The organism is Nonomuraea sp. NPDC050451 (assembly GCF_044458585.1).
Genome location: NZ_JBITHZ010000014.1, coordinates 149,350 through 175,358 on the forward strand (window position 1 = coordinate 149,350; position 26,009 = coordinate 175,358).

At 71.9% G+C, this 26,009-nt stretch carries 25 protein-coding genes; 7 read left to right on the forward strand and 18 right to left on the reverse strand.

Annotated features, from left to right (window positions below; translation table 11 throughout):
• The first annotated feature begins 236 nt into the window (after positions 1 to 236).
• Complete coding sequence (locus ACIBI9_RS35785; protein WP_397228718.1) at positions 237 to 2,288, forward strand: zinc ribbon domain-containing protein; 2,052 nt, start codon at positions 237 to 239, stop codon at positions 2,286 to 2,288.
• Between the two features lie 89 nt (positions 2,289 to 2,377).
• Here ACIBI9_RS35785 and ACIBI9_RS35790 read toward each other — a convergent pair whose 3' ends face one another.
• Positions 2,378 to 2,569, reverse strand: coding sequence for a DUF1918 domain-containing protein (locus ACIBI9_RS35790; RefSeq protein ID WP_350727853.1), 192 nt, complete (start codon positions 2,567 to 2,569; stop codon positions 2,378 to 2,380).
• 164 nt (positions 2,570 to 2,733) lie between these two features.
• On the opposite strand from ACIBI9_RS35790, the gene ACIBI9_RS35795 reads away from it, so the two are divergent.
• Positions 2,734 to 3,333 (forward strand): HAD family hydrolase, encoded by a 600-nt coding sequence (locus ACIBI9_RS35795; RefSeq protein ID WP_397228720.1) that lies wholly within the window; start codon positions 2,734 to 2,736, stop codon positions 3,331 to 3,333.
• On the opposite strand, the gene ACIBI9_RS35800 is transcribed toward ACIBI9_RS35795, so the two are convergent.
• Positions 3,330 to 4,169, reverse strand: coding sequence for an aldo/keto reductase (locus ACIBI9_RS35800; protein ID WP_397228722.1), 840 nt, complete (start codon positions 4,167 to 4,169; stop codon positions 3,330 to 3,332). The genes ACIBI9_RS35795 and ACIBI9_RS35800 overlap by 4 nt on opposite strands.
• 9 nt (positions 4,170 to 4,178) lie before the next feature.
• Positions 4,179 to 5,003: a MurR/RpiR family transcriptional regulator gene (locus ACIBI9_RS35805; protein WP_397228724.1), complete on the reverse strand. Its 825-nt coding sequence runs from the start codon at positions 5,001 to 5,003 to the stop codon at positions 4,179 to 4,181.
• A gap of 49 nt (positions 5,004 to 5,052) precedes the next feature.
• On the opposite strand from ACIBI9_RS35805, the gene ACIBI9_RS35810 reads away from it, so the two are divergent.
• Genes ACIBI9_RS35810 through ACIBI9_RS35820 form a run of 3 tightly spaced genes read left to right on the forward strand, consistent with a single transcriptional unit; the run spans position 5,053 to position 7,236 of the window.
• A complete protein-coding gene (locus ACIBI9_RS35810; RefSeq protein WP_397228726.1) occupies positions 5,053 to 5,883 on the forward strand; it encodes an SDR family NAD(P)-dependent oxidoreductase in 831 nt (276 codons plus the stop codon).
• Between the two features lie 9 nt (positions 5,884 to 5,892).
• Positions 5,893 to 6,429: a GNAT family N-acetyltransferase gene (locus ACIBI9_RS35815; protein ID WP_397228728.1), complete on the forward strand. Its 537-nt coding sequence runs from the start codon at positions 5,893 to 5,895 to the stop codon at positions 6,427 to 6,429.
• A 45-nt stretch (positions 6,430 to 6,474) separates the two neighbouring features.
• Entirely contained in the window at positions 6,475 to 7,236 is a 762-nt protein-coding gene (locus tag ACIBI9_RS35820) for an SDR family NAD(P)-dependent oxidoreductase (RefSeq protein ID WP_397228730.1), read from the forward strand.
• A gap of 62 nt (positions 7,237 to 7,298) precedes the next feature.
• On the opposite strand, the gene ACIBI9_RS35825 is transcribed toward ACIBI9_RS35820, so the two are convergent.
• Genes ACIBI9_RS35825 through ACIBI9_RS35860 form a run of 8 tightly spaced genes read right to left on the reverse strand, consistent with a single transcriptional unit; the run spans position 7,299 to position 16,034 of the window.
• Positions 7,299 to 8,729 (reverse strand): aldehyde dehydrogenase family protein, encoded by a 1,431-nt coding sequence (locus ACIBI9_RS35825; RefSeq protein WP_397228732.1) that lies wholly within the window; start codon positions 8,727 to 8,729, stop codon positions 7,299 to 7,301.
• A complete protein-coding gene (locus ACIBI9_RS35830; RefSeq protein ID WP_397228734.1) occupies positions 8,726 to 9,934 on the reverse strand; it encodes a P1 family peptidase in 1,209 nt (402 codons plus the stop codon). The genes ACIBI9_RS35825 and ACIBI9_RS35830 overlap by 4 nt, the downstream gene beginning before the upstream one ends.
• A complete protein-coding gene (locus tag ACIBI9_RS35835; protein ID WP_397228736.1) occupies positions 9,934 to 11,106 on the reverse strand; it encodes a M20 family metallopeptidase in 1,173 nt (390 codons plus the stop codon). The genes ACIBI9_RS35830 and ACIBI9_RS35835 overlap by 1 nt, the downstream gene beginning before the upstream one ends.
• Positions 11,103 to 11,903 (reverse strand): ATP-binding cassette domain-containing protein, encoded by an 801-nt coding sequence (locus ACIBI9_RS35840; protein WP_397228738.1) that lies wholly within the window; start codon positions 11,901 to 11,903, stop codon positions 11,103 to 11,105. Before ACIBI9_RS35840 ends, ACIBI9_RS35835 begins: the two co-directional genes overlap by 4 nt.
• Positions 11,872 to 12,786 (reverse strand): ABC transporter ATP-binding protein, encoded by a 915-nt coding sequence (locus ACIBI9_RS35845; RefSeq protein ID WP_397228740.1) that lies wholly within the window; start codon positions 12,784 to 12,786, stop codon positions 11,872 to 11,874. The genes ACIBI9_RS35840 and ACIBI9_RS35845 overlap by 32 nt, the downstream gene beginning before the upstream one ends.
• The gene (locus ACIBI9_RS35850) at positions 12,773 to 13,594 is read right to left on the reverse strand and encodes an ABC transporter permease (RefSeq protein WP_397228742.1); all 822 of its coding nucleotides are present in this window, start codon (positions 13,592 to 13,594) and stop codon (positions 12,773 to 12,775) included. The genes ACIBI9_RS35845 and ACIBI9_RS35850 overlap by 14 nt, the downstream gene beginning before the upstream one ends.
• Positions 13,595 to 13,602: 8 nt before the next feature.
• A complete protein-coding gene (locus ACIBI9_RS35855; protein WP_397228744.1) occupies positions 13,603 to 14,541 on the reverse strand; it encodes an ABC transporter permease in 939 nt (312 codons plus the stop codon).
• Positions 14,538 to 16,034 carry an ABC transporter substrate-binding protein gene (locus ACIBI9_RS35860; RefSeq protein WP_397228746.1) on the reverse strand — a complete coding sequence of 499 codons (1,497 nt, stop codon included), beginning with the start codon at positions 16,032 to 16,034 and terminating at the stop codon, positions 14,538 to 14,540. Before ACIBI9_RS35860 ends, ACIBI9_RS35855 begins: the two co-directional genes overlap by 4 nt.
• Positions 16,035 to 16,122: 88 nt before the next feature.
• Between ACIBI9_RS35860 and ACIBI9_RS35865 the strand changes: the two genes are divergently transcribed.
• Together ACIBI9_RS35865 and ACIBI9_RS35870 are read left to right on the forward strand one after the other, a co-directional pair.
• Positions 16,123 to 16,875, forward strand: a complete 753-nt coding sequence (locus ACIBI9_RS35865; protein WP_397228748.1) for a FadR/GntR family transcriptional regulator — start codon at positions 16,123 to 16,125, stop codon at positions 16,873 to 16,875.
• A gap of 148 nt (positions 16,876 to 17,023) precedes the next feature.
• On the forward strand, positions 17,024 to 18,598 hold the full coding sequence (locus tag ACIBI9_RS35870) for a benzoate-CoA ligase family protein (protein WP_397228750.1): 1,575 nt from the start codon (positions 17,024 to 17,026) through the stop codon (positions 18,596 to 18,598).
• Here ACIBI9_RS35870 and ACIBI9_RS35875 read toward each other — a convergent pair.
• The 7 genes from ACIBI9_RS35875 to boxB all read right to left on the reverse strand — a co-directional run bounded on the left by ACIBI9_RS35875 (position 18,595) and on the right by boxB (position 25,927).
• Positions 18,595 to 19,248, reverse strand: coding sequence for a class I SAM-dependent methyltransferase (locus ACIBI9_RS35875; protein ID WP_397228752.1), 654 nt, complete (start codon positions 19,246 to 19,248; stop codon positions 18,595 to 18,597). The genes ACIBI9_RS35870 and ACIBI9_RS35875 overlap by 4 nt on opposite strands.
• Positions 19,249 to 19,359: 111 nt before the next feature.
• A complete protein-coding gene (locus tag ACIBI9_RS35880; RefSeq protein WP_397228754.1) occupies positions 19,360 to 20,877 on the reverse strand; it encodes an acyl-CoA synthetase in 1,518 nt (505 codons plus the stop codon).
• 56 nt (positions 20,878 to 20,933) lie between these two features.
• Positions 20,934 to 21,692 carry an aminotransferase class IV gene (locus tag ACIBI9_RS35885; RefSeq protein ID WP_397228756.1) on the reverse strand — a complete coding sequence of 253 codons (759 nt, stop codon included), beginning with the start codon at positions 21,690 to 21,692 and terminating at the stop codon, positions 20,934 to 20,936.
• Positions 21,693 to 21,697: 5 nt separating this feature from the next.
• Positions 21,698 to 22,735: a hypothetical protein gene (locus ACIBI9_RS35890; protein ID WP_397228758.1), complete on the reverse strand. Its 1,038-nt coding sequence runs from the start codon at positions 22,733 to 22,735 to the stop codon at positions 21,698 to 21,700.
• A complete protein-coding gene (locus ACIBI9_RS35895; RefSeq protein WP_397228760.1) occupies positions 22,732 to 23,211 on the reverse strand; it encodes a SigE family RNA polymerase sigma factor in 480 nt (159 codons plus the stop codon). The genes ACIBI9_RS35890 and ACIBI9_RS35895 overlap by 4 nt, the downstream gene beginning before the upstream one ends.
• Before the next feature lie 253 nt (positions 23,212 to 23,464).
• Positions 23,465 to 24,427, reverse strand: coding sequence for an adenylate/guanylate cyclase domain-containing protein (locus ACIBI9_RS35900; RefSeq protein ID WP_397228762.1), 963 nt, complete (start codon positions 24,425 to 24,427; stop codon positions 23,465 to 23,467).
• A 72-nt stretch (positions 24,428 to 24,499) separates the two neighbouring features.
• On the reverse strand, positions 24,500 to 25,927 hold the full coding sequence (gene boxB / locus ACIBI9_RS35905) for a benzoyl-CoA 2,3-epoxidase subunit BoxB (protein WP_397228764.1): 1,428 nt from the start codon (positions 25,925 to 25,927) through the stop codon (positions 24,500 to 24,502).
• Between the last annotated feature and the right edge of the window lie 82 nt (positions 25,928 to 26,009).

Here is a 26,009-nt window from a genome sequence, read left to right on the forward strand (position 1 = left end):
TCCTGGCCATGTGGCCTATGCGCGTGTGCAGGCATCTGTCCGCGGGGTGGGTTGGGGCGGGCGGACGGTATCCAATATTTATCGCTCACGTGTTCTACCCATGGATGCGAACTCTTGGTAGCGTTTCGGTGACACATCGTGGAGGCAAGGGGCGAGAGGCGGGGTGGGCGAATGCAGGTCGTGCCGTACACGCCCGGGTACCGCCACGCAACCGCTTCGAGGCAGGGGGCAGCAACGTGAGTAAGCTCACCGCGACCGCGACCTGCACCGCCCATGCAGCGACGGTGGAAAAGACCGGCGAGGTCGTTTCTCAGCCGCTGCTGGCGCAGCGGGTCGCCTGGCTGACCGGCCTGGCGCGAGAACTCACCGCCGGTATCGTCGCGGCCCGGTGGAATACGGCTGATCTGGATGCGCTGGCGTCCGGGGTGGGGCTGGACGGGCGCGCGTTGCCGCCGAAAGGCTGGATGGCTGTCCGGCGCCTGGGCTGGGGCATGCCCCCCGCGACGGGCGTGTATGTGTGCGATCGGGTGGCGCGGTGCGCCCAAGAGCAGGCCGCCCGCGCGTTGCGGCTGGCGCTGCACCGCCGCCGCCTGGTGGCGGCGACCGTGGCGACCTGGCCCGGCAACTCGCGGGCCCGCACCGACGCCGAATGGGACGCGCTGCGGGCTGTACTACCGGACGGGGTGACCTCGGCGCAGATCCGCAACCGGACCCGGCAGATCGCCACGTATCTCGACGAGCGTGGCGCATTCCCGGCGGATCTGACCGACCTGGAGCAGCCCCCGGCCAGTGCGGCGCAGATCGTGCTGGCCGCCGCCGACCGGCAGCTGGTCACCTTGGAGCGCACCGGCAACCATAGCGCCCGGTTGCGGGTGCGGCTTCCCCTGATCGCCTCGCCCGCCTCCGGCAAGGACTGGGCCTGGCACGTGCTGCCGATCGCGCTGCCGCCGACCGTGCCATCGGAGGCGAAGCTGTGCACTCCCACCCTGCGGGTGAAAGACGGCCGGGTGCGCGTCGATCTGCCGTTCCAGATCCCGATCGGATCCGCGCCCGCCACCGGGCATGTGACCGGGTTGGGGTTCGACTGGGGCCTCAACACCCTGCTGACCGGCGTGACCGGACGCCTGACCGTCGATGGCCGGGTGATCGGCGACGGGCGGCCACTCACCTACGACGCAAGCGGCATCTCCGCCAAGCTGCACCGGCTGCGGGCCGAGCGGGAGCATCTGGCCACCAAACACCGGCATCAGGAACGGCTCCTGGCCGGCATGACCGCCGCCGATCCCCGCTTCGCGCAGCTGACCAGGGCCTGCCAAAGCATCGGTGTCGAGCATGAGCGGCTGTGTGCCCGTATCCGGCACCTGAACAAGGCGCTGGCCTGGTCGGCGGCTCGCTGGACGGTCGATCAGGCCGTCGCCGACGGGGCGACGGTCATCTATCTGGAAGACCTGGCCACCCTGGAGGCACGCGGGCGCCGAGGACGCCCGAACGCGCGTCTGTCGGGGCAGGTACGCGGGCAGATCGTCGAGGCCATCCGGCACCTGGCGGCCCAGAACACCATCGCCGTGGTCACCGTCCCCGCCCGCGGCACCTCCCGGTACTGCCCTCGCTGCGGGGACGGCACGTCGCGGCTGCGGCATAGCCCGGCCCCGGACCGGCTCGCCGAACGCGGCTGGGCGTGGGCGTCCTGCCCTGTCTGCGGCCTGTCGTGTGATCGGGACCGGGCCGCGGCCGAGCGGATCCTGGCGCGCGGCCTGCTGGGCCAGCACGCCACCCGCACCGACCACGCCACCGGGGCCCGCACGATCGGCAAGGTCGTGGAGGGCAACGTGGCGCGCGCCCGCCGACCGGCCAAGCCCACCCGCGCGGCGCGGCGCGCCCGCCGCACCCGAACCGACCTGCACCCCCGACCGGCGGCGCGGGACAGATCCAAGAGGCGCCCCACCCCGAAACGGCCGGCCCGCACCGCGAAGAACCCGGCAAACAACCCAGCAAACAACCCGGTGACCACATCGATTGATCAGGTCAACTCGGCAGACGATTGGCAGACCTCCAGCCGTGTGCCCGACCGGCGCACGGTGCCCGCCCCCGTCCCCGGCGCGCCCGGGGCGGGACAGCGTCCGGCGGGCCATGCACCCAAGCCGGGACGGCGCGAGCCGTACAGGACAGGGCATGTCAGGAATTCTCACCGCCGGACCGGCTTCCACCACGCCAAAGCCACCCCCGTGCTCGTGCTTGCCAAGCACGGGGGTGGCCCACAGCAGGCTACGCCCGCCCGAATTACCTGATTCCTTCAGGGAACCACAGAGAATTCAAGACGCTCCACCGCGAGCTGCTCATCGAGGCCATCAAGAGGGCCACTCCCTGAGGATGGCGGTCAGACGGCCTCGGCTGGCTCGACCACCGCGTCGGGTCCCGGGAAGACGAGTTGCTCATGTCCGTCCTTGAATCGCACCAGGAACGGTGGCGTGCCGTTCTCGCCCCTGGTCTCGATGATCTCGCCTATCCGGTCTCCGTGGCCGACAACGTTGCCGTGGACGATCAGGTGGTCACCGACGTTCGCGCGCATGATGAGTTCCTCTCCGCTGGTCTTGGGCAACTTTGAGGTTCCTTCCCACATTGCACCCGAAGGGCCGCCCCGCAAAGGGCATGCCTTTCTCATGCCGCGTCTTCTAGAAATCTGCAAGCCCGCGCTCGACGCCTCGGCCATCCCCGCCGCAGTAGCGTCGGTGTATGAAGGTGATCGTCTTTGATGCGATGGGCGTCCTGTACCGGTACGGCAACGTCCAGGGCCGGGTGCTCATCCCGTACCTGCGGGCCCAGGGCTGCACGGCGCCGGAGGAGGAGATCCGCGCGGCGTACCGCTCGGTGACGCTCGGGCGCATGAGCACGGACGAGTTCTGGCCGGCGCTCGGCCTGACGGCGCGGGACGGGCACTACTGCCGGGAACACGAGCTCACGGACGGCACCCGCGAGGCCCTGGACGAGCTGGCGGGCGACGGGTTCGAGCTCGCGTGCCTGAGCAACGACGCGGCGGCGTGGTCGGCGATCCTGCGCCGCCGTTTCGCCCTGGACCGGCGCATCCGGCGCTGGTTCATCAGCTCGGACCTCGGGGCCCGCAAGCCCGACCTCGCACCTTACGAGGCGGTGCTCGGCGAGCTGGGAGTGCCCGCCGAGGAGGTGCTGTTCGTGGACGACCGCCCGGTGAACCTGGCCCCGGCGCGCTCGCTGGGAATGCGTTGCGTGCTGTTCCGCAGCGACGACACCGGCGTCCCGTCCGAGCCCGGTGTCGGGAGCATGCCGGAGTTGGTCGCCGCCGTCCGCTCCCTCTAGGGAAGGAGGCCGTCCAGGGCGGCGAGGTCGTCGGGGGTGAGCTCGACGGTGGCCGCGTCCAGGTTCTCCTCCAGGTGGGCGAGCGACCCGGTGCCCGGCGTGGGCAGGATGACGGGCGAGTGGTGCAGCAGCCACGCCAGCGCCACCTGACCGGCGCTCGCGCCGTGCCGCCGCGCCACCTCCGGCAGGCCGGCGCGGGCCAGCGAGCCGTTCCCGAGGGGGAACCACGGCAGGAACGCCAGCCCGCGTTCCTCGCACGTTCGCAGCACCGGCGCGGACTCGCGGTCCAGCAGGTTGAAGCGGTTCTGCACCGAGGCGATCTCCGTGATCTCCAGCGCCCGCTCCAACTCCTCCGCGGTGACCGTGTCGAGGCCGATGTGCCGGATCTTGCCCTCCTGCCGCAGCTCGGCGAGCGTGCCGAGCTGGTCGGTCAGCGGCACGTCCGGGTCGATCCGGTGGAGCTGGTAGAGGTCGACGGTGTCGGTCCTGAGCCGGCGCAGGCTCGCCTCGCACATGGCGCGCAGCCGCTCGGGCCGTCCGGAGACGTGCCAGACGTTGGGGCCCGTACGGACGACGCCGCCCTTGGTCGCCACCACCAGATCGTCCGGGTACGGGCGCAGCGCCCGCGCCACCAGCTCTTCCGCGAGGTCGGGCCCGTAGTTGTCGGCCGTGTCGACGAGCGTCACCCCGCGTTCCACGGCGCGGCGCAGGACGGCGACGGCCTGGCCGGGGTCGAGGCGCGGCCCCCAGTAGCCGGGCCCGGTGAGCATGCCGGTGCCGTACCCGAGCCGGTTGACCCGCAGCTCGCCGGCGATGTCGAAAGTCTGGCTGATCACTGTGCCCTCTCAGTAGCTGTGGCTCGCCGTGACGTCGGCGGAGGCCGACACCGCCCGCTCGGCCGCGCCGCCGCGCAGCGCGAGCACGATCATGGACAGCGTGTCGACGATGGTGAGGTGGGCCAGGCGGCTGGCGACCGCCTCCATCCCGAGGACGAGGTCCTGCCCGCCGCCGACGAGCACCCACGTGCTCTCCTCGGCCAGCGGCGAGCTGGCGTAACTGGTGATCGCCACGACCCGCGCCCCGGCGGCGCGGGCGCGGCGGGCGGTGTCGACGGTGGAGCGGGTGGCCCCGCTGTGGCTGATCGCCAGGCAGACCGACGGCTCCGGCAGCAGCTCCGCGGCCAGGTGCGCGGTGAGCGGGTCGGGCGGCAGGTCCACCGGCAGGCCGAGGGCCCGCAGCCGGTAGGCGGCGTCGACGGCGACCGCTCCCGACAGGCCGGTGGCGGCGAGCAGCACCCGGGCGGCCCCGCTGAGCGCCTCGGCGGCGGCGCTCAGGTCGTCGCGCGACAGCGTGGCCCCCAGCCCGCCGAGCGCGTCCTGCGCCGCCCGCACGGTCGCGGCCAGCGGGTCGCGGTCGTCCGGGGGTTCGGGACCCCGTGGTGCCTCGCGGGCGGAGGCGATCTTCAGCTCCTGGTAGCCGCCGAACCCGAGCCGCCGGCACGCCCGTACGACGGTGGACGCCGACGTGCCGGCCAGCCGCGCCACGTCGCTCACGCTCAGGTGGACGAGCCCGGCGCCCTGGTCGAGCACCACCTGCGCGACCCGCGCCTCGGCGTCGTGCAGCCCGGAGAGCCTGGCCCGCACGGTCGCCGCGAGGGAATTGCGTTCCATGGCGGCAGAGTAGCAGAGAACGAAATTCCGCCTTGATACCGTGGTGGCCATGCGTCCCATGGAGCAGCGGACGATTCTCGTCACCGGCGCGACCGACGGGCTCGGCCGGGCGCTGGCAGCGGACCTGGCCGGACGCGGCGCGACCGTCCTCGTGCACGGCCGCGACGACCGGCGCGGCCACGCCACGCTGGAGGAGATCCGGGCCGCCGTCCCCGCCGCCCGGCTGCACTGGTACCGCGCCGACCTGGCCTCGCTCGACGAGGTACGCGAGCTCGCCCAGGCCGTCTCGGCCGACCACAAGGACCTCGACACGCTGGTGAACAACGCGGGGATCGGCACGACCGTGCCGGGCGGCGGGGTGCGGCAGGAGAGCGCGGACGGCCACGAGCTGCGCTTCGCGGTCAACTACCTGGCCGGCTACCTGCTCACCCGGCTCCTGCTGCCGGTGCTGCGCGAGTCGGCGCCGTCCAGGATCGTCAACGTCAGCAGCCTCGGCCAGGCCCCGATCGACTTCGGCGACGTCATGCTGGCCGCCGGCTACAGCGGGGTGCGCGCGTACTGCCAGAGCAAGCTCGCGCAGGTGATGTTCACCGTGGACCTGGCCGAGGAGCTGGCGGGCACCGGGGTCACCGCCAACGCCCTGCACCCGGCCACATATATGCCGACCAAGATGGTCGCCACGCCGGTCAGCGAGCTGCGGGAGGGCGTGGAGGCCACGTCGCGGCTGATCGTCGACCCCGAGCTGGACGAGGTGTCCGGGCGCTTCTTCGACGGCCTGCGACCCTCGCAGGCGCTGGAGCAGGCGTACGACGTCGAGGCGCGGGCCCGGCTGCGCGAGCTGTCGGAAAACCTGTCGAAGGCGCGGCCACCGGCTCACTAGCGTTTGCCGGTGCACATCTATCTGGAGACCGGGCGGCTGACCCTGCGCCGCTTCACCGAGTCCGACGCCGACCACCTCTTCGCCCTCCACAACGACCCCGAGGTCATGGAGTTCCTCAACGGCGGCAGGCCCACGCCGCGCGAGGTGATCGTCCGGGAGACGCTGCCCAGATTCATCGATTCGGGCTTCTTCGCGGCCGTCGAGAAGCCGTCAGGGGCGTTCCTCGGCTGGTTCCACCTGCGCGCGCCCAAGGACGCCCCGGACGACGAGCCGGAGCTGGGCTACCGGCTGCACAGGTCGGCCTGGGGCAAGGGGTACGCGACCGAGGGCTCGATCGCGCTGATCGACAAGGCGTTCCGTGAGCTGGGCGCGCGCCGGGTCTTCGCCCAGACCATGGCGGTGAACGTGCGCTCGCGGCGGGTCATGGAGAAGTGCGGGCTGCGCTTCGCCCGCACGTTCCACCCGGAGTGGGAGTACCCCCTGCCGGGGGCCGAGCAGGGCGAGGTGGAGTACGAGCTGACGCGCGCCGAATGGGAGGCTCGCTGACCCCAACCTGGTGCACTGGTCGGACCAGTCGCTAGGGTGCCTCGTATGGGATATGACGCGCTGTTCCGCCTGGATGGGCGGCGGGCCGTGGTGATCGGGGCAGGGAGCGGGATCGGCCGGGAGGCGGCGCTGGCGCTGGCCGCCCACGGGGCTTCCGTGGTGTGCGCCGACCGCGATCTGGCCTCGGCCGAGGAGACCGCCGCCGCGTGCGGCGGCGACGCCCGGCTGCTCGACGTGCTGGACGCCGCCGAGGTGCGGAGGGCCGCCGGGGAGGAGCCCGCCGACGTGCTGGTGTTCACGGCCGCCACGAACGTCCGCAAGCGGCTGCTCGACTACTCCGGCGAGGAGTTCGACCGGGTGGTGGGGCTGAACCTGCGGGCCTCGTTCGACGTGGTGCGGGCCTTCGGGGCGGGCATGGTCGAGCGGGGACGCGGGTCGATCATCGGGTTCGCGTCGATCCGCGCGTCCGTGACCGAGCCGGGGCAGAGCGTCTACTCGGCCACGAAGGCGGGCCTGGTGCAGCTGCTGCGGACGGCGGCGGCCGAGTTCGGGCCGCACGGGGTGCGGGTGAACGCCATCGCGCCCGGCGTGGTGGAGACGCCGCTGACCAGGCAGATCAAGGACAACCCCGGCTGGTACGCCGCGTACGCGAACAAGAGCGCGCTCGGCCGGTGGGCGACGGCGCAGGAGATGGCCGGCGCGGTGGTCTACCTGGCCGGCGACGCGGCCAGCTTCGTGACCGGCTCGGTCCTGTACGTGGACGGCGGCTGGACGGCCGTGGACGGCCGCTTCGACCCGCCCAACTAGGCCCGGCTGATCAGGATGGCGCCGGCGACCGGGTCCCGCGACCCGGTCGCCACGACCACCGGCTAGGCGGGCCGGATGATCGCCATCCTGGTCACCGTCAGCTCCTCGATGGCGAAGCGGGGCCCCTCGCGCCCGATCCCGGAGTCCTTCACGCCGCCGTACGGCATGTTGTCCGCCCGGAACCCCGGCACCTCGTTGACCACCACTCCCCCGGCCTCGATCCGCTCGATGGCCGCGAACGCCGTGGCCAGCGACCGGGTGAACACCGAGGCGTGCAGGCCGTACCTGGACTCGTTGACGGCGGCGAACGCGGCGTCGAGGTCGGGCACCGAGCGCACGCACACCACCGGTCCGAAGATCTCCTCGTCCCAGGCGGCGGCCCCGTCGCCGACGCCCGCGAGCACGGTCGGCGCGATGGCCCGGCCGTCGCGGTGCCCGCCCGTGACCGGCTCGCCCCCCGATTCCGCGATCCACTCCAGCACCCGGTCCGTGGCGGCCTCGTCGATGAGCGGGGCGACGCGGGTCTCCGGCAGGCGGGGGTCGCCGACCGTGACGTTCTTGACGCGGTCGGCCAGCAGGGACACGAACCGCTCGCGTACGGGCTCCTCGACCAGCACCCGCTGGACGGAGATGCACGCCTGGCCGGAGGCGTAGTAGCCGCCGCGCACGACCGCGTCGGCGGCGGCCTCCAGGTCGGCGTCGGCCGCAACGACGAGCGCCGCGTTCGACCCCAGCTCCAGCAGGACCTTGGTGGGGGCGGCGTTGCGGGCGATGGTGTGCCCGGCGGCGGCCGAGCCGGTGAACGAGACCGCGCCGATCCGGCGGTCCTGCACCAGCGTCCTGCCGACCTCGACGTCCCCGGTGACGAGCTGCACGGCGGCCGGGGGGAGCGCGTCCGCCGACCGGATGAGGTGCACCAGCCAGAGCGTGGCCAGCGGGGTCGTGGGCGCGGGTTTGACGATCACGGGGCAGCCCGCGGCCACGGCCGGGGCGATCTTGTGGGCGGCGAGGAGCAGCGGGTAGTTGAAGCCGGTGATCCCGACGACCACGCCGATCGGGCGGCGCGTCCAGAACCCGATCAGCCCCTCCCCCGAGGGCAGCAGGTCGAGCGGCACGGTCTCGCCGTGCAGCCTGGCGACCTCCTCGGCGGCCGTGGCCAGCGTGACGAGCGTCCTGGCGACCTCGACCTTGCAGTCGACCAGGGGTTTGCCGGTCTCCAGGACGAGCAGCCGCTCGAACTCCTCCCGGTTGGCCGCGAGCGCGTCGTGGGCCTTCATGAGGGCGGCGCGGCGGGCGTGCGACGGGAGCGCCGCCATGGCGGGCGCCACGGCCAGGGCCGCCTCCACGGCTTTTTCTGCGAGGTCTGCCGTGCCCCTCGGGGCCGTGGCCACGAGGGAGCCGTCGTACGGGAAGGTGACGTCGTCGGTTTCCGCCGTCTCCACCCATCCGTCGCCGATGGGCAGGCCGGACGGCCATGCGGTGTCGATGCTCATGCCTGCTTCCGTTGGGCACTGGGGAACACGTCGAGGTAGGCGGGCGCGTCCTCGTGGCCGGTGGCGGCGAGGACGGCGTGCGCGATGGCGCGGCTGAACACGTCGGCCCCCGCCGCCAGGACCTCTTGCAGGGTGTCGTGGTCGGGCTCGGGACCGGCGCAGGTGGCCAGGCCGAAGATCGTGTCGCCGTCGGTCATGGTGTGGGCCGGCCTGATCGCCCTGGCCAGGCCGTCGTGGGCGACCGCGGCGAGCTTGCCGCACTGGGCCTTGGTGAGGGTGAGGTCGGTGGCCACCACGCCGATGGTGGTGTTGAAGGAGGGGGCGTTCTGCGGGCGCCAGGCGTCGATCTCCTCCTGGAGCGGGGGCTGGAGGTGGTCGAACTCGCCCGGCAGGCCGTACCTCGCGCCGGCGAGGGTGCCGTCGCGGGGGTCGAGGACCGAGCCTACGGGGTTGGCGACGACCAGGGCCGCCACGGTGGCGCCGCCGGGCAGGACGACGCTCGCCGTACCCACCCCTCCGGCCAGCCCCCCGGCCTGCGCCCCGGTCCCGGCCCCGATCGACCCACTCCCCACCGCCCCACCGTCGAGCGGCCCGCCGCAAACGCCCACTTCGCCGTCGAGCGAGCCCGCCCCGCTTCTCCCCCAAGGGACCCCCGCCACGGCCGGCGGGAGAGCGGCCGTCCCGCCGTTCGGGGTTACGGTCCCTGGGACGGGGACGCCGGTGAACGACCCGCCGCGCACGCCCGCCCCACCGTCGGGGGTGACGGGCCCTTCGGCGGGGGTGGCGGCGTCGTAGGCGGTGGTGCCGAAGGCGGCGTCCGGGACGGCGCGGAACGTGCCACCGCGCCCCAGGTCGAAGATGACCGCCGCCGGCACGATGGGCACCACCCCGCCGGCCACCGGGTACCCGATGCCCGCGTCCGCCAGCCGTTCCACCACCCCGCACGCCGCCGACAGCCCGTACGCGCTCCCACCCGTCAGCACCACGGCGTGCACGCGCGACACCAGGTTCCGCGGATCCAGCAGCTCCGTCTCGCGGGTCCCGGGAGCGGCGCCCCGCACGTCCACCCCCGCCACGGCCCCCGAAGGAGGAGCCAGGACCACGGTGGTGCCCGTGCGGTAACCGCCGCCGACCCGCTGCGCGTGGCCGACCCGGAGCCCGGCCACGTCCATCAGCGAGTTGGAGGGCCCAGGGCGCATCGGCATCAGAAGTCCCCGTTGAGGAAGCGCCGGGCCGCCTCGGCGAAGACGCGGGTGCACTGGACGATCTCGGCCACCTCCACGAACTCGTCCGCCTGGTGCGCGATCCACTTCCCGCCGGGCCCGTACACCACGGACGGGATCCCGCCCCAGTGCGTCAGCACGGTCCCGTCCGTGGACCCGGGCACCCCGCCGTAGACGGGCTCCGAGCCGGTGACGGTACGGTGGGCGGCCGCCAGCGCGGCCACCACCGGGTCGGACACGGGCACGTCCACCGGCGGCCGGTCCACCAGCACCGACACCTCGGCGGCGATCCCGTCGCAGGAGGCGAGCGCGGCGACCCGGTCGGCGATCAGCTTGTGCTCGACCCCGGGGATCGTCCGCACGTCCACGAACACCGAGGCGGCCGCCGGGATCACGTTCACCTGCTCCTCGGAGCCGGCCCGCAGCACGGTCGGCGTCACGTACACCTCGCCGAGATGCTCGTGCACCGGGTGCCGTCCCTGCAGCTCCTCCTGCAGCGACCGCAGCCCCACCAGCAGCGAGCCCACGGCCGGGAGGGGGTTGCGGCCGTGCTGCGGCATGGCGCCGTGCGCCATCTTGCCGGTGAAGTCCACCCGCAGCCGCAGCGCGCCCTTGGCCACCGCGCAGATCTCGCCCGCCTCCGGCTCGGCGACGATCGCGCCGTCCACGTCTGCGGTCAGCCCCTCGGAGACGAAGTGGTGCGCGCCGATCATGAGGCCTTCCTCGTCGGCCAGCGCGCACACCTTGATCCGCCCGGGGAACGGTCCAGCCAGCTGCAACGCGCGGGTGGCGTAGAGGGTGGCGGCCAGGCCGGACTTCATGTCGGCGCTGCCCCGCCCCCAGAGCTTCCCGTCGCGGATCTCCCCGCCGAACGGGTCGACGGTCCAGGTGGACAGGTCGCCCTCGGTCACCACGTCCGTGTGGCCCTCGAACATCAGGGTCGGCCCGGCGCCGCCACCGCCCTCGACCACGGCCACCACGTTCGGCCGGTCCGGCTCCACCTCGTACACGGTGGGCTCCCAGCCCCACTCCCGCATCTTCGCGGCCACCAATTCGGCGGCGGCCCGCTCACGCCGCCCGGGGTCGTTGGTGCTGGGGATCCGCACCAGCGCCTGGGTGAACTCCACCACTCCGTCGGCATCGACGTCGATCAAAACAATCCCTCCAGAGTCGGTACGGCCTGCAGCAACGTACGCGTGTAGTCGTGGGCGGGCGCGGCCCAGACCTCGTCCACCGGCCCGCTCTCCACGATCTCCCCGCGGCTCATGACCGCGACCGTCTCGCACACGTGCCGCACCACGGACAGGTCGTGCGAGACGAACACGAGCGTGAGCCCCAGCTCGTCCACGAGGTCGGCCAGCAGGTTGAGTATCTGCCCGCGCACGGACACGTCCAGGGCGCTCACCGGCTCGTCGGCGACCAGCACCTTCGGCCGGGGCGCGAGCGCGCGGGCGATGGCGATGCGCTGGCGCTGCCCGCCGGAGAACTGGTGCGGGTAGCGTTCGGCGGCCGAGGCGGGCAGCCCGACCCCCTCCAGCAGCTCGGTCACGCGCTCGCCGACCGGCAGGCCGAGCGCCACCAGCGGCTCGGCGATCAGGTCCCGGACGCGCATGCGGGGGTCGAGCGAGCTCATCGGGTCCTGGAAGACGATCTGCAGGTTCTCCCGGAGGAAGCGCAGCCGCCGCTCCGGCCGGCCGGCGATCTCCTGCCCGTCGAACAGGATGGACCCGCCGGTCGGCCGGTCGAGCCCGCAGAGCAGGCGCAGCAGCGTCGACTTGCCGGAGCCGGACTCGCCGACGATGCCGTACCGCTCGCCCCGGCCCACCGTGAGCGACACGTCCTTGAGCGCGTGCACGGCGGCGCCCGGCTTGGTGAGCGAGGTGCGGGGCCGGTGGTAGACGCGGCTGAGGTCGCGGGCCTCAATCAGCGGGGTGCCAGCATGCGTGGGCATGGCCGTCTCCTGTCAGCGCGGGTACGGTCTCGCACTCGGGGGTGGCGTGCGGGCAGCGGTTGCGGAAGACGCAGCCGCCGGGGAACCGCCCGGCCGGCGGGACGCTGCCCTTGATGGTGGGCAGCCGGGTGCCGCGCGGGGTGAGCCTGGAGGCGGCCAGCAGGCCCTCGGTGTAGCGGTGGCGGGGCCGGGTGAAGACCTCGCGGATGGGGCCGCTCTCGACGACGCGTCCCCCGTACATGACCAGGACCCGCTCGCACACGGACGCCACGACGGCGAGGTCGTGGGTGATGAACAGCAGCGCGGGCGCGACCTCGGCGATCAGCTCCAGCATCTGCTTCTGCACGGTGACGTCGAGCGCCGTGGTGGGCTCGTCGCAGATGAGCAGGCCGGGCTCGTTGGCCAGGGCGATGGCGAGCATGACGCGCTGGCGCTGGCCGCCGGAGAGCTGGTGCGGGTACGCGCGGGCGATCTGCGCCGGTTCGGGCAGGCGTACGCGTTCCAGCAGGTCGAGCGCCTTCGCACGGGCCTGCGGGCGCGGCGTGCCGTGCAGGGTCATGACCTCGGAGACCTGGGCGCCGATGCGCATGAGCGGGTTCAGCGCGGTCATGGGCTCCTGGAAGACCATGGAGATGTCCTGGCCGCGCAGCCGCTTCAGCCGGCTCTCGGGCACGCCGACCAGGTCGTTCCCGCCCATCGTGGCCGTGCCCGAGGCGGTGACGCCCTCGGGGAGCAGGCCCATGAGCGACAGCGCGGTCAGCGACTTGCCGGAGCCGGACTCGCCGATCAGCCCGACCCGCTCGCCGGGCGCGATGGCGAACGACACCTCGTGCACCAGCTCCAGCGAGTCGGCCCGTACGGTCAGCCCCTCAACCTTCAGCACGGACCCTCCTGAGCTTCGGATCGAGGTAGTCGCGCAGGCCGTCCCCGAGGAGGTTGAAGCCGAGCACCGCGAGCGCGATCGCCAGGCCCGGCCAGAGCGCCAGGCGCGGGGTCGAGAACAGCAGCTCCTGCGACTCCTGCAGCATCCGCCCCCACGACGGGATGGGCGGGCGGGTGCCGAAGCCGAGGAACGACAGCGCCGCCTCGGCCAGGATCGCGATCGCGAACGACACCGACGCCTGCACGATGAGCACGGAGCCGATGTTCGGCAGCACGTGGCGCATCGCGATGGCCGGACGGCGGCGCCCGGCGGCCCTGGCGGCCAGGATGAAGTCGGTCACCATGACCTGGAGCGTGGCGGCGCGGGCCACCCGGGCGAACGCGGGCACGGTGGCCACGCCGATCGCGATCATCGCGGTGAGCGTGCCCGGCCCGTAGACCGCGCCCAGCATGACGGCCAGCAGCAGCGCCGGGAACGCGAACACCAGGTCGTTGACCCGCATGATCAGCTCGGAGAGCCAGCCGCGCGGCGTCATCCCGGCGATCATGCCGAGCGGCGTGCCGATGACGGCGGCGATGCCGACGGCCACGATGCCCACGTAGAGCGTGGTCCGCGCGCCGACCATGATCTGGCTGAAGGTGTCGCGGCCGAACTTGTCGGCCCCCAGCAGGTAGCCGCCGCCCGGCTGGCGCAGCTTGCGCGCGGCGTCCACGAGCGTCGGGTCGTGCGGCGTCCAGAAGAACGACACCACCGCCGCGAGGACCACGAGCCCGACGAGCACGCCGCCGATCACCAGCCCGGCGTTCATCCGGCCCCTCATCGCAGCCTCGGATCGAGCACGTGGTACGCCACGTCCACCACGAAGTTGATCAGCAGGACGGCCGCCACCAGCACCATCACCACACCTTGGACGAGCAGCAGGTCACGCCCGGCGACGCCGTTGAGCAGCAGGTCGCCGAGCCCGGGGATGACGAAGACCCGCTCGACCACGACCGCGCCGATCAGCAGCGTGGCCAGTTGCAGGCCGAGCACGGTGACGACGGGGATCGAGGCGTTGCGCAGGCCGTGCCGCCACAGGGCGCCGGTGCTGCCCCGGCCCTTGGCGCGGGCCGTGCGCAGGTAGTCCTCGCGCATCACGTCGAGCACGGCGCTGCGCACGTACCGGGTGAGGACCGCGCCCTGCACGAGGCCGAGCGACAACCACGGCAACAGCAGGCTGAGCAGCCACTGCGCCGGGTCCTCGGCGATCGGCACGTAGCCGCCGGACGGCAGCGCCTGGGCCTGCACCGCGAACACGAACACCAGCAGGATGCCCGCCAGGAACGCCGGGATCGCGATGCCGACCTGGCTGAGCGCGCTGATGGCCGCCCCGAGCGGGTTGCGGTGGTGCACGGCCGCGAACGTGCCGAGCGGCACCGCGATGACCACCGCCACCAGCATCCCGCCGAGCACCAGCACGGCCGTGACGCCGAGCCGGTCGCTGATCTGCGGGCCGATGGGCGAGCTGGTCACGTACGAGGTGCCGAAGTCGCCCTGCAGGAGCCCGCCGAACCAGTCGAAGAACTGCGCCACGGGCGGCCGGTCGGTGCCGAACTGCTTGCGCAGCGCCGCCACCGCGTCGGGCGTGGCGTTCACGCCGAGCGCGACCTCCGCCGGGTCGCCGGGCAGCAGCGCCATGAACGCGAACACCACCACGCCTGCCACGGCGGTGCTCGCGACGAGCACCGCCAGGCGTTTGATCAGGTAAAGCGTCACTGCTGCTTGGAGAGCGCGGTGAAGTCGAAGGACTCCGCGATGGCGTTCTTCGGCAGCCCGGTGACGCCCTTCTTCGCCACGATCAGGTTGGGGAAGAGGAAGAGCCAGTCGGCCGCCGCGTCGTCGGACAGCAGCTTCGCGGCCTTCTTCAGGTCGTCGGTCTGCTGCTGCTCGGTGCCCTCGTCGGCGGAGGCGAGGAGCTTGCCGAATTCGGGGTTGTCGTAGTGGAAGTAGTACGACTTGTCAGCGAATATGCCCATGTCGCGGGGCTCGACGTGGTTGATGATGGACAGGTCGTAGTCGCCCTGCTTGAACACCACGTCCAGCCAGCGGGCCGGGAACTCCAGGGGCTCGATGTCGGCGGTGATGCCCACCTGCGCGAGCTGCGACTTGACGACCTGCGCGCTGGCCACCGCGTACGGCAGGTTGGGGATGCGCATCTTGACGTTGAGCGTCTTGCCGCCGAGCAGTTCCTTGGCCTTGGCCGGGTCGTACGGGTAGTCGCCGGTGCGGTCCTCGTACCAGGGGTCGGTGGGCGGCACCATCGAGCCGATCAGCTGGCCGCGCCCGGCCCAGGCGGTCTCCAGCAGCGCCTTGTGGTCGATCGCGTAGCGGACGGCCTGCCGAGCCTTCTTGTCGTTGAACGGCGGGCGGCTGTTGTTCATCGACAGCACGACCTCGCCGTTCGTGGTGCCCTCGACCGTCTGGAAGCGGTTGGGGTCGGCGAACTGCTGCAGCGACTCGGGCGCCTGCACGGCGGAGATGACGTCGATGCCGCCGGTCAGCAGCGCGTTGTTCATCGCCGTGGCGTCCTTGAAGTACTTCAGCGTGATCGCCGACAGCGGCGGCTTCGTGCCCCAGTAGGAGGCGTTCGCGTTGAGCTGGATGGAGTCGCCGCGCCGCCACGAGCCGAGCGTGTACGGGCCGGTGCCGACGGGCTTGTTGGCCAGGTCGGCGACCCCGGTCCGGCTGAACATGGCGCCGAGCCTGGTGGCCATCGAGTAGAGGAAGCCGTTGCTCGGCTTCTTGAGCGTGACGACGGCGGTGGAGTCGTCCTTCTTCTCCACCTTGTCGACGACGTCGAGCTGCGCCTTGATCTTGAGCTTCCAGTCCGTCCTGACCCGGTCGAGCGAGAACACCACGTCGTCGGCCGTGAACGGCGCCCCGCTGCTGAACTTGACGTCCTTGCGCAGGTTGAACGTGTAGGTCTTGCGGTCGGGCGAGATGTCCCACTTCTCGGCGAGCAGCGGCACGATCTTGCCGTCCTGGTCGAGCTTGACCAGGCCCTCGTAGACGTTGACGAGCAGCGCCTGCGGAATGGCGGCGCCCTCCGTCGAGGTGAAGTCGAGGTTCGCGGGCTCGGCCACGAATCCCACGGAAAGGGTCTGGGTCTTGGGGGTGCCCGCACTGCCGCCGCCGCTGGAGGTGCCGCCGCAGGCGGCCGTGCCCAGCAGGAGAGCGCCGGCGGCGATCCAGGTTCCGATTCGCCTCATGTGTTACTGCCTCCTGGCTAGTGCACTGGTCGGACCAGTAGGCTACGCACATTGCCAGTCGACGGCGGCTCGGGTCAAGGGGGCATTCATGGGTGGTCCGCGGTTCGAGCCGGTGCGTGCCGTACGCGCCTATGAGCGGGTGGTGGAGCAGGTCGAGGAGGCCATCGAGAGCGGCTCCCTCTCACCGGGCGAGCGGCTGCCGAGCGAGCGGGAGCTCATGGTGCAGTTCTCGGTCAGCCGGTCCACCGTGCGCGAGGCGCTGCGGGTGCTCCAGGCGCGCGGCCTGGTGCGGTCACGGCCCGGCGACCCCAACGGGGCGGAGGTGCTGCCCTTCTCGCCCGCCACGCTGCACAAGTCGATGACCACGCTGGCCAGGGTGGAGGAGCTGTCGCTGGCCGAGCTGGTGCAGTTCAGGATGGTGCTCGACTCGTCGGCGATCCTGCTGGCGGCCCGGCTGCGCACCGACGCGCAGCTCGCCGAGATGGAGTCGGCCGTCGCTCAGATGCGGGGCGCCGTGGAGGCGGGGCAGGACGCGTTCGGCGAGGCCGACGTGGCCTTCCACGACGTGGTGGCGCGGGCGAGCGGCAACAAGCTCATCCAGATCTGCACGGACGTGGTCCGCTCGATCGTGCTCAAGCTGATCTCGGAGAAGCTCGCCGACGCGTCCGACCAGGAGGCGCTGATGCGGCAGAGCATCCGGCACCACGAGGAGGTGCTGGCCGCCATGCGCGCCGGCGACGGCCCGCTGGCCGCCCGCCTGTCGAGAAAGGCGATGTACGACTACTACGCCGGCTACGTCCCCGCCAGCGAACGCCCCGCCCTCGGCGCTCTCCTCGACTGATCCTCCGCCCCGACCTCCGGCACGCCCTTCCCCTCAAAGGACCGCAACCCCGGACGATGGGTTCCCTCCGTACTACACGTCATTGACGGCACACCCCTCCCATGTAGAAGATTTCCCTACGTACACGCGCCTGCGGATGGGGACGCCCATGTCGTCCGAGTCGTTCAACGCCAGCGTCTTTCTCGTGGACCGCCAGGTCGAAGCGGGCCACGGGGATCGCATCGCCCTCACCGGCCCCGCGGGCACGCTGACCTACGCGCAGCTGGCCGACCACGTGGCCAGGTTCGCGGCCGGTTTACGCACGATGGGCGTCCGCCCCGAGGAGCGGGTCCTGCTCGTCATGTCCGACCGCCCGGAGACCGCGATCACCATCCTGGCCGTCATGCGCATGGGCGCGGTCGCCGTACCGGTCTCCACCATGTACAACCCCACCGAGCTCGCCACCCTGGTCCGGGACTCGCGGGCGCGGGTCGTCGTGGCCACCCCCGAGTTCGCGCCGACCGTGCGCGAGGCCGTGCGGAACGCTCCCGACGTGGCGGTGCTCGTCCTCATCGACCCGCCGGCGGAGGAGAAGGAGGGGGAGACGACGCCGGTGTGCCTGTGGTCCGACGTCCTGGAGTCGGGCAGGGCGGCGGGCCTCCCTTACGAGACCTGGCGCGACTCCCCCGCCCTCTGGCTCTACACCTCCGGCACCACCGGCGCCCCCAAGGCGGCCATGCACCGGCACGGCGCCGTCCAGGACGTCTACGAGGGGTACGGGCGGCAGGTCCTCGGCATCCGCCCCGACGACCGGTGCTTCTCGGTCGCGCGGCTGTTCTTCGCGTACGGCATCGGCAACTCCATGTTCTTCCCCCTGGCCGCGGGCGCCACGGCGCTCCTCGACCCGGCGCGGCCCACCCCCGCGGGCGTGGCCGCCAGGGTGATGGAGGAGCGGCCGACGCTGTTCTTCGCGGGCCCGACGTTCTTCGCGGCGCTGCTCGCCTCCGACGCCCCCGCCGGCGCCTTCCAGTCCGTACGGCTGGCCGTCTCGGCCGGCGAGGCGCTGCCCGCCGAGATCTACCGCCGCTTCACCGAGCGCTTCGGGGTGGACGTCATCGACGGCCTCGGCTCCACGGAGGCGCTGCACATCTTCATCTCCAACCACCCGGGCCGGGTACGCCCGGGCAGCTCGGGCACCGTCGTTCCGGGCTACGAGGCCAAGCTGCTCGACGACTCCGGCGCGCCCGTCGAGGACGGGGAGCCGGGCCACCTGTACGTCCGGGGCGACTCGGTGGCCACCGGCTACTGGTGCCGCACGGCGACCACCCGCCAGGTGTTCCAGGGCGAGTGGCTGCGTACCGGCGACACCTACATCAGGGGCGAGGACGGCTTCTACCAGTGCCTCGGCCGCTCCAACGACATGATCAAGGCGGGTGGCATCTGGGTGTCGCCGATGGAGGTCGAGGCCCGGCTGCTCCAGCACGAGTCGGTGGGCGAGTGCGCCGTCGTGGCGTACACCGACGAGGACGGGCTGGAGAAGCCGGTGGCCTGCGTGGTGTCCGCCCCGGGCCGCACGGTGGACGCCGGCGAGCTGATCGGCTTCTGCCGGGAGGGCCTGGCCTCCTTCAAACGGCCGCGCGAGGTCCTGGTGCTGGACGAGCTGCCGAAGACGGCGACCGGCAAGATCCAGCGCGTGGTGATCCGCCAGATCGCCGCCGACCTCCTGGGCAAGGCCGGCGGCTAGGAGGACGGCGTCGCCGGTCTCGTCCCGTAGACGGTGACGGCGAACGGGCGCGACGTGGCGGTGTAGACCTGCTCGGTCAGGCGTGACAGCGCCGCGTGCGAGTCCAGGTAGTGGTGCAGCCGGCCGGCCTCGGGCCACGGGTGGACCGCCACGAGCACCCCGTCGGGCACCAGCAGCTCGCTGAGCTGCGCCGACGCCCGCCGCAGCCGCTCGTGGCGGCCCAGGTAGTAGAGGGTCTCTGAGCAGAACACCAGGTCGAAGCGCTGGTCGGAGCGATGGGTGAGGATGTCCGCCCGGATGAAGCGCACCCGCCCGTCCTGCGGCACCCGCTCGCGCGCCCGCGCCAGGGCCCGCTCCGACACGTCCACCCCGATGATCTCCGCGTCCGGGTACGTCACCGCGAGCACGTGCGTGAACACGCCCTCGCTGCACCCGACCTCGATGATCCGCCGGTACGGCCGGGCGGGCAGGTGCTTGAGCGTGGTGCGGTACTTGTCCTGCTCGTAACTGTCCGTGGCGAGCTTCCACGGGTCAGGGGTCCGGTGCAGCCAGTCGAAGACGTAGCGCAGGAGCACCCCCTGCCCCGCCGGGGACAGCAGGGACAGGGTACGGAAGAACGTACGGTGCATGATCTCGGGCAAACTCGGCATGCAGCCTCTCTCGGTCGAGACGGCGGAGCGCCCCAAGGCCTGAAGGGGAGGTCGTCACCGAGAGTGAATGCCCGCTAATCGCCGGGCTGACGCCGGCTCGGGGCCGCGCGATCAGAACGCGTCGCGCAGCTCCCGCTTGAGCACCTTGCCGGAGGCGTTCTTGGGCAGGGCGTCCACGAACACCACCCGCTTGGGCGTCTTGAACGCCGCCAGCCGCTCCCGCAGGAACGCGATCAGTTCACCCTCCGTCACCCCGCCACCCTCGCGGAGCACCACCGCGGCCGTGACCGCCTCGATCCACCTCTCGTCCGGCACCCCGAACACGGCCGCCTCCGCCACCTCCGGATGCTGGTAGATGGCCTCCTCCACCTCGCGGCTCGCGACGTTCTCGCCGCCCGACTTGATCATGTCCTTCTTCCTGTCCACCACGGACAGGTAGCCGTCGGCGTCCATGACGCCCAGGTCGCCGCTGTGGAACCAGCCGCCCCTGAACGCCTCGGCGGTCTTGTCCGGGTCGTTCCAGTAGCCGAGCATGGCGTGCGGGCTGCGGTGGACGATCTCGCCGACCACGCCGGGCGGCACGGGCCTGTCCTGGTCGTCGACGACCCTGGTCTCGACGTTGAGGGCGGGCCTGCCGGCCGAGCCGAGACGGGTGAGCTGCTCGTCCGGGCCGAGGATGGTGGCGACCGGGGCCATCTCCGTCTGGCCGTAGAAGTTGAACAGGCGGACGTCCGGCAGGCGGGCGGCGATCTCCTTCAGCACCTCGACGGGCATGATCGAGGCTCCGTAGTAGCCCTTGCGCAGGGACGACAGGTCGCGGCGGTCGAAGTCGGGGTGGCGCAGCAGGCCGATCCAGACGGTGGGCGGGCAGAAGAGCTTGGTGGCGCGCTCGCCCTCGATCGTGGCCAGGATCGCCGCGGGGGTGGCGCCGGGCAGGATGATGTTGGTGGCGCCGAGGTAGACGCCGGGCGTCAGGAAGCAGTGCAGCTGGGCGCAGTGATAGAGCGGGAGGGCGTGGATCTCCACGTCGTGGTGGCTCATCTCGCCGTCCACGACGCAGGTGACGTACTGGGCGATCAGGCTGCGGCTCGACAGCGTGGCGCCCTTGGGCCGCGACTCGGTGCCGCTGGTGTACATGAGCTGGATCGGGTCGTCGTCGTCGATCTCCACCTGCGGCTCCGACGCGTCGGCGAAGGCCGCCCACTCCTTGAACGACTCCCAGCCGTCGGCCGACCCGATCACGCCGCGCACCCGTACCTGCGGCCCGGCCGCCGCCGCGGCGACCGGCAGCAGCGCCTCCTCCACGAGGATCCCGGTCGCGCCGGAATGCTCCAGGATGTACGCGACCTCCTCCGTGCCCAGCATGAAGTTGATCGGCACGGAGATCGCGCCCAGCCGCGCCAGCGCGAAGTACGCCACCACGAACGCGTGGTTGTTGTGACTGAAGACGGCGAACCGGTCGCCCTTGCCGACGCCACGCGCGGCCAGGGCGTTGGCCGTGCGGTTCACCGCCAGGTCGAGGTCGGCGTAGCTCTGCCGCAGGTCGCCGTAGACGATGGCGGTCTTGGCCGGATAGCGGGCGGCCGAGCGACGGAGGAGATCACCAATGGCGTGCCGGCGAGTCGTCATGCGGACTTCCCTTGCGATCGCAGAACGATGATCGGCGATCGTACCTGACAAAGGGGTCAGTCCAGTGGATCCCACGCAATACGGTCGTAATGCTCGAGAACGCGCGCCATCAGCGTGTCGTCCTGGGGCAGCGGGATGTCGTCCACCCCGCCGACCGGCCAGACGCCCCAGGAGTTGCAGAGGAAGACCTGGTCGAACCCCTGCAGGTCGGCGGCCTTCAACGGCCGCCGCTCCTGCGGGACGTCCATCCGCTCCAGCAGCTGCATCGTGATCCCGCGCAGCATCGGCGCGTCCGGCCAGACCAGGCGCCCGCCGGCGAAGCCGCCCACGTTGGTGATCGAGCCCTCGCTGATCAGGCCGTCCTCGGCGGTGAGCAGCGCCTCGTCGAAGCCCTCGCGCTTGGCCTGCCGCCCGATGTGGGCCTGCATCATGCCGGACGCCTGCTTGATGTGCGGCAGATAGCGCTGGCCGACGACCGACTTGACGCTCACCGGGCCGGCGGGCGGCTCGTGGGGCGGGGCAGCGGTGGCGAGGACGCGCGGGCCGTCGGCGAACTCCACCACGGACACGCGCACGCTCGCGTCGCGCACGTCGTCGCCGAGCACCGCCGCGACCGAGCCGAGCACGGCGGCGCGGTCGACCGGGACCCCGAACAGCTCGGCGTTGGCCGCCTCCAGGCGGGCGACGTGCAGGTCGAGCCCCCGCACCCGGCGATCCCTGACCTGCATGGCGGTGAAGTGGCCGTAGCGCGCCTGCCACATGAGGCGCGCGTCGGCGTCCACCAGCCTGCCCTCGAAGGCTGCGCGTTCCGTCACGCGATCTACTTTACGTACACGCCCACCGACCAGCGCACCGGGCGGTTGGTGTACTCGCCCCAGAGGCCGATCCTTCCGCTGATCGTCACCCGGCTGTCCTTGGGGACGGCGTACTCGATCATGGCCATGGGGTAATCACCACTCTTCCAGACGCCGCAGCTGCCGACCATCGAGGAGTCGGTGCCGTTGATCCGGACCTTGAACCACATCCGCGCGGCCAGCTCACCCGTGCAGAGCTGGTCCAGGCCGATCTTCCCGCTCGCGCTCCTGACCTCGAGGGTGAATGACGAGTCCCGATCCGACATGCCCGTCGCCGAACGGGCCAGCTTCCACCCGCCCACCTTGGCGGGGAAGTCCCTGACCGGCTCGGGCTCGACCGGCCGGGCGGGCGGCGTCCACTCATAGACGGCCACGTGCCAGGTGGCCTCCTTCGGCGTGGGAGCCACGCACGGCCCGTCCTTCGTCCGCTGGACGCAGCCCCGGCCGACGACGGTCGTGTCGAACGTGACCGTGACCTCCGTCGCGCCGCGCCGGACCACGGACAGCGGGCGCAGCTGCATCCCCGTCCCGCACGGCACGACCTGGGCGCCGGTGTCGGCGTTGCCGTTCACGAAGACGCGGGGCGTGTTGGTGCCGCGCTCGCCGTCGCACGTCATGGCCACGTCCAGCGGCTTGCCGGAGACCGGCACCGTGAGCGAGACCTTCTTCGCGCCCGCCTTCTTGATCGTGCCGACGGCCAGGCGGCGGTACGCGGTGCCGTCGCCGGCGGTGAACTCCTCGGGCAGTCCGGCGGGCTTGTCCTGTTCGGTCCTTGCCGTGGCGGTCGTGCCGGGCCCCGGTGCGGTCACCGTACCGGGGAGCAAGGAGACGCCCACCACGGCGCTCGCCGCCACGGCCGCCACCGCCGCCGTGCCCACCGTCGCCCGCCTGCGCAGGCGGGTCCTGCGGATGCGGGAGCGGACCTGGTCGTGCCGGTTCGGGTTGGCCGGCGAAGGTGCCTCGGCCTGCTCGCGCAGGACGTCACGCAGGTCTTGCACGGTCATCGGTGCAGCTCCTTCACGATCGACTCGTCCACTCGCAACTTGGCCAGCGCCTTGGCGGTCTGGCTCTTGACCGTGCCCTCCTGGCAGCCCAGGATGGCGGCCACCTCGGCCACCGGCAGATCCTCGTAGAAACGCAGCACGATCACCGCGCGCTGCCTGGCGGGCAGCCGCCCGACCGCCTGCCACAGCTCCTCGCGCCTGCCCGCCTCGTCGTGCGCGGGCTCCTCCGGCAGGTCCCCGCTGGGCAGCTCCCTGCGCCACCTGCGACGCCACCAGGACGTGTACGTGGTCACCAGGGTCCGGCGCACGTACGCCTCGGGCTCGTCGATGCCCGCCCAGGCGAACCACGCCTTGGCCAGCGCCTCCTGCAGCAGGTCCTCCGCGGTGGCCCAGTCGTGGGTCAGCAGGTACGCCGTGCGTAACAGCCGATCCGACCTCGTCACCACGAAGTCCTGAAATATCGCCCTATCCGCCAACTTGATCGCCTCTCATGAGAGCCTGCTGCCGGTAGTGACGCATCGACCGCAACCCCAGGTTGCCCACCCCCGAAAACAGCCGGCGAGCACAAACCCCGCCTCGCCTCGACGTTGTGACGCCGTCCGACGCCCTACGTCGTCCCGGCCGATAGGCCGCCGGGGCGCGGGTCGGTGGCGCCTGGCTTTGGCGCGGCACCCCGTGCGGCGCGCGGCTCCCGGGTGTCGGCGAAGGTGCGGGTTCCGGGGGCGTGGGTCAGGAGCCGGCGCGGGTGACCGTGAACGGGGCCAGTTCGCCGAGGCCGCGGACCGACAGCCGGTTGACGGGCCGTAGCCGGAACGCCCGGTCCCCCTCCAGTTCCTCGGCGAACTGCGGATCCGCCAGGATCGTCCCCGGCAGCGACAGCGCCGTGAGCCGGCTCGCCAGGTTGACCGTGGTGCCGAAGACGTCCCCCATGCGCCAGATCACCGGCCCCGCCGCCAGCCCCACCCGCAGCTCCGGCATGTCCTTGATCTTCGCGTGCGTCTCCACCAGCCGCAACGCGATCTCGGCCACGACGTGCGACTGCTCGGCCACGAACAGCACCGAGTCGCCCAGCGTCTTGACCACCCGCCCGCCGGTCGAGGTCACGATGTCGGCCGAGCGCCCCTCGAACCTGTCGATCAGCCTGGACAGCTCGCTTGCCGTGATCTGCCTGCTCAGCCGGGTGAAGGCGACCAGGTCGGCGAAGCCGACGGCCAGGCGTACGGCGCTCATGTCCTGCTCGGCGATGCGCCCCGCGGCGGCGGCGAGCTGGCGCTGCCAGGCGTAGACCAGCAGGCGCGCCAGGTCGGGCACCACCCGCTCGGCCCGCCGGCGCCAGGCCCGCGGGCGTTCGGCCAGCGGCACCCCGGCCTGGTCGAGCGCCTCGACGCCCAGCTCGGCCTGCGACTCGGCCAGCCGGGTCGTCGCGCTGCCGATCGAGCGCGCGACCAGCAGCATGTGCTCCTCGTCGTAGACGCCCGAGCTGACCAGCGCGAGCATCGTCCTGAGCGCCTCCACGTCGGAGTCGGTGAACTCGACCGCGTCATCGGCCACGTTCGCGAACCCCAGGGCACGCCAGTAGCGCCGCGCGCGGTAGACCGGCACCCCTGCCATGTAGGCCACCTGGTGGCTGGTATAGCGCCGCGGCTCGCGCAGGAAGGCCTCCGTCAGCCCGTCCCCATCCACGCCCGCCACGCAGGCAAGATAACACCCTGTGCGCCCGGTCACGCCCCCGCTCCCCGAGAGATCCACTCACGAGGGGGTCCGTCACAGGTGGACGTACTCGTAGTCGAACGGCCGGCCGTTGATGCCGTTGCGGGGTGGCGCCACCCAGGCCGCGATCTTCCCGGGTTCGTAGACGGGGCGCATCAGAGCCTGGACGCGCGCCTTGTCCTCGGCCGTCGGCAGCCACAGGCCGCGCGACGCCTCCCAGGCCGGCTGATCGAGAACGCGCCCGTGCGGCGAGATGTGGTGCCCGCCGAACATGCCCACCCGCCGGTTGAACCCCAGGTGCGGCAGGTAGAGGACCGCGCCGAGACCGCGGTCGGTGAGGATCCGGTTCCACCGGTTGACGCCGGTGGCGCAGTCGGCGATGTACTCGCCGCGCAGGTCGGCGTTGAGCGCGATGAGCGCGGGCAGCTCGACGTCGACCGGCCGTCCCGCCTCGACCCGCTGCACGACGGCGACCGTCTCGGTGAGCACGTGGTCGTCCTTGCGCCGCTCCTCCTGCCAGCGCCCCTTGAGCCCGGCGGTGAAGTAGTTGGCCACGTTGGTGGAGGTCTCGCCGCCGAAGAGGTCGAGGCTGACGCTGTAGTGGAAGTTGATGTACTTCTGCAGGACGTCAAGCGGGATGCCGCCGTGCTCCCAGACGTCGTCGGTGTCGTGTTCGCGCATCAGCTGCGCCGTACGCTCCACCACCCGGTCCACGCCCGTGGTCCCCACGAACATGTGGTGGGCCTCCTCCTTGAGCATGAACTCACAGGTACGGCTCAGCGGATCGAACGCCGACTCCTTCAACGTGCCGAGCTGGTATTTCCCGTCCCGGTCGGTGAAGTACGTGAACATGAAGAACGACAACCAGTCCGGCGTCTCCTCGTTGAAGGCGCCCAGGATGCGCGGAGAGTCCTCGCTGCCCGAGTTGCGCAGCAGGAGCGCTTCGGCCTCGTCCCGCCCGGACCGGCCGAAATAGGCGTGCAGCAGGTAGACCATGGCCCACAGGTGCCGCCCTTCCTCCACGTTCACCTGGAAGAGGTTGCGCAGGTCGTAGAGGGAGGGGGCGGTGAGTCCGAGCCGCCGCTGCTGCTCGACGCTGGCCGGCTCGGTGTCGCCCTGGATGACGATGAGCCGCTGCAGGTCCGCCCGGTACTCGCCGGGCACCTGCTGCCAGACGGGCTGTCCCTTGTTCTGCCCGAACGCGATGCGCCGGTCGGTGTCGCGTTCGGCGAGGAAGATGCCCCAGCGGTAGTCCGGCAGCGCCACGTGATCGAAGTGCGCCCACCCCTCGCGGCCGACCGCGACGGCCGTACGGAGATAGACGTCCTGGGTGGGCAGCGCGGGGCCCATCTCCGACCACCACTGCAGGAAGCGCGGCTGCCACGACTCCAGCGCCCGCCGCAGCCGGCGGTCCTCGGCGAGGTTGACGTTGTTGGGGATGCGCTCGGAGTAGTCGATGGACATCTCGGGCCTCCTGCTCATGACGACACCACCGAGTTCAACAGTGGCCTCTAACTGCGTCAAGGCTGTGTAGTGCTTTCCGAGTCAGTCCCAGGCTCTGTAC

Bases quoted from the DNA above. Each gene is read 5' to 3' on its own strand.
- ACIBI9_RS35790 (WP_350727853.1), bottom strand. From the start codon at position 2,569: ATGCGCGCGAACGTCGGTGACCACCTGATCGTCCACGGCAACGTTGTC.
- ACIBI9_RS35795 (WP_397228720.1), top strand. From the start codon at position 2,734: ATGAAGGTGATCGTCTTTGATGCGATGGGCGTCCTGTACCGGTACGGC.
- ACIBI9_RS35805 (WP_397228724.1), bottom strand. From the start codon at position 5,003: ATGGAACGCAATTCCCTCGCGGCGACCGTGCGGGCCAGGCTCTCCGGG.
- ACIBI9_RS35810 (WP_397228726.1), top strand. From the start codon at position 5,053: ATGCGTCCCATGGAGCAGCGGACGATTCTCGTCACCGGCGCGACCGAC.
- ACIBI9_RS35820 (WP_397228730.1), top strand. From the start codon at position 6,475: ATGGGATATGACGCGCTGTTCCGCCTGGATGGGCGGCGGGCCGTGGTG.
- ACIBI9_RS35825 (WP_397228732.1), bottom strand. From the start codon at position 8,729: ATGAGCATCGACACCGCATGGCCGTCCGGCCTGCCCATCGGCGACGGA.
- ACIBI9_RS35830 (WP_397228734.1), bottom strand. From the start codon at position 9,934: ATGCCGATGCGCCCTGGGCCCTCCAACTCGCTGATGGACGTGGCCGGG.
- ACIBI9_RS35840 (WP_397228738.1), bottom strand. From the start codon at position 11,903: ATGCCCACGCATGCTGGCACCCCGCTGATTGAGGCCCGCGACCTCAGC.
- ACIBI9_RS35850 (WP_397228742.1), bottom strand. From the start codon at position 13,594: ATGAACGCCGGGCTGGTGATCGGCGGCGTGCTCGTCGGGCTCGTGGTC.
- ACIBI9_RS35860 (WP_397228746.1), bottom strand. From the start codon at position 16,034: ATGAGGCGAATCGGAACCTGGATCGCCGCCGGCGCTCTCCTGCTGGGC.
- ACIBI9_RS35865 (WP_397228748.1), top strand. From the start codon at position 16,123: ATGGGTGGTCCGCGGTTCGAGCCGGTGCGTGCCGTACGCGCCTATGAG.
- ACIBI9_RS35870 (WP_397228750.1), top strand. From the start codon at position 17,024: ATGTCGTCCGAGTCGTTCAACGCCAGCGTCTTTCTCGTGGACCGCCAG.
- ACIBI9_RS35875 (WP_397228752.1), bottom strand. From the start codon at position 19,248: ATGCCGAGTTTGCCCGAGATCATGCACCGTACGTTCTTCCGTACCCTG.
- ACIBI9_RS35880 (WP_397228754.1), bottom strand. From the start codon at position 20,877: ATGACGACTCGCCGGCACGCCATTGGTGATCTCCTCCGTCGCTCGGCC.
- ACIBI9_RS35890 (WP_397228758.1), bottom strand. From the start codon at position 22,735: ATGACCGTGCAAGACCTGCGTGACGTCCTGCGCGAGCAGGCCGAGGCA.
- boxB (WP_397228764.1), bottom strand. From the start codon at position 25,927: ATGAGCAGGAGGCCCGAGATGTCCATCGACTACTCCGAGCGCATCCCC.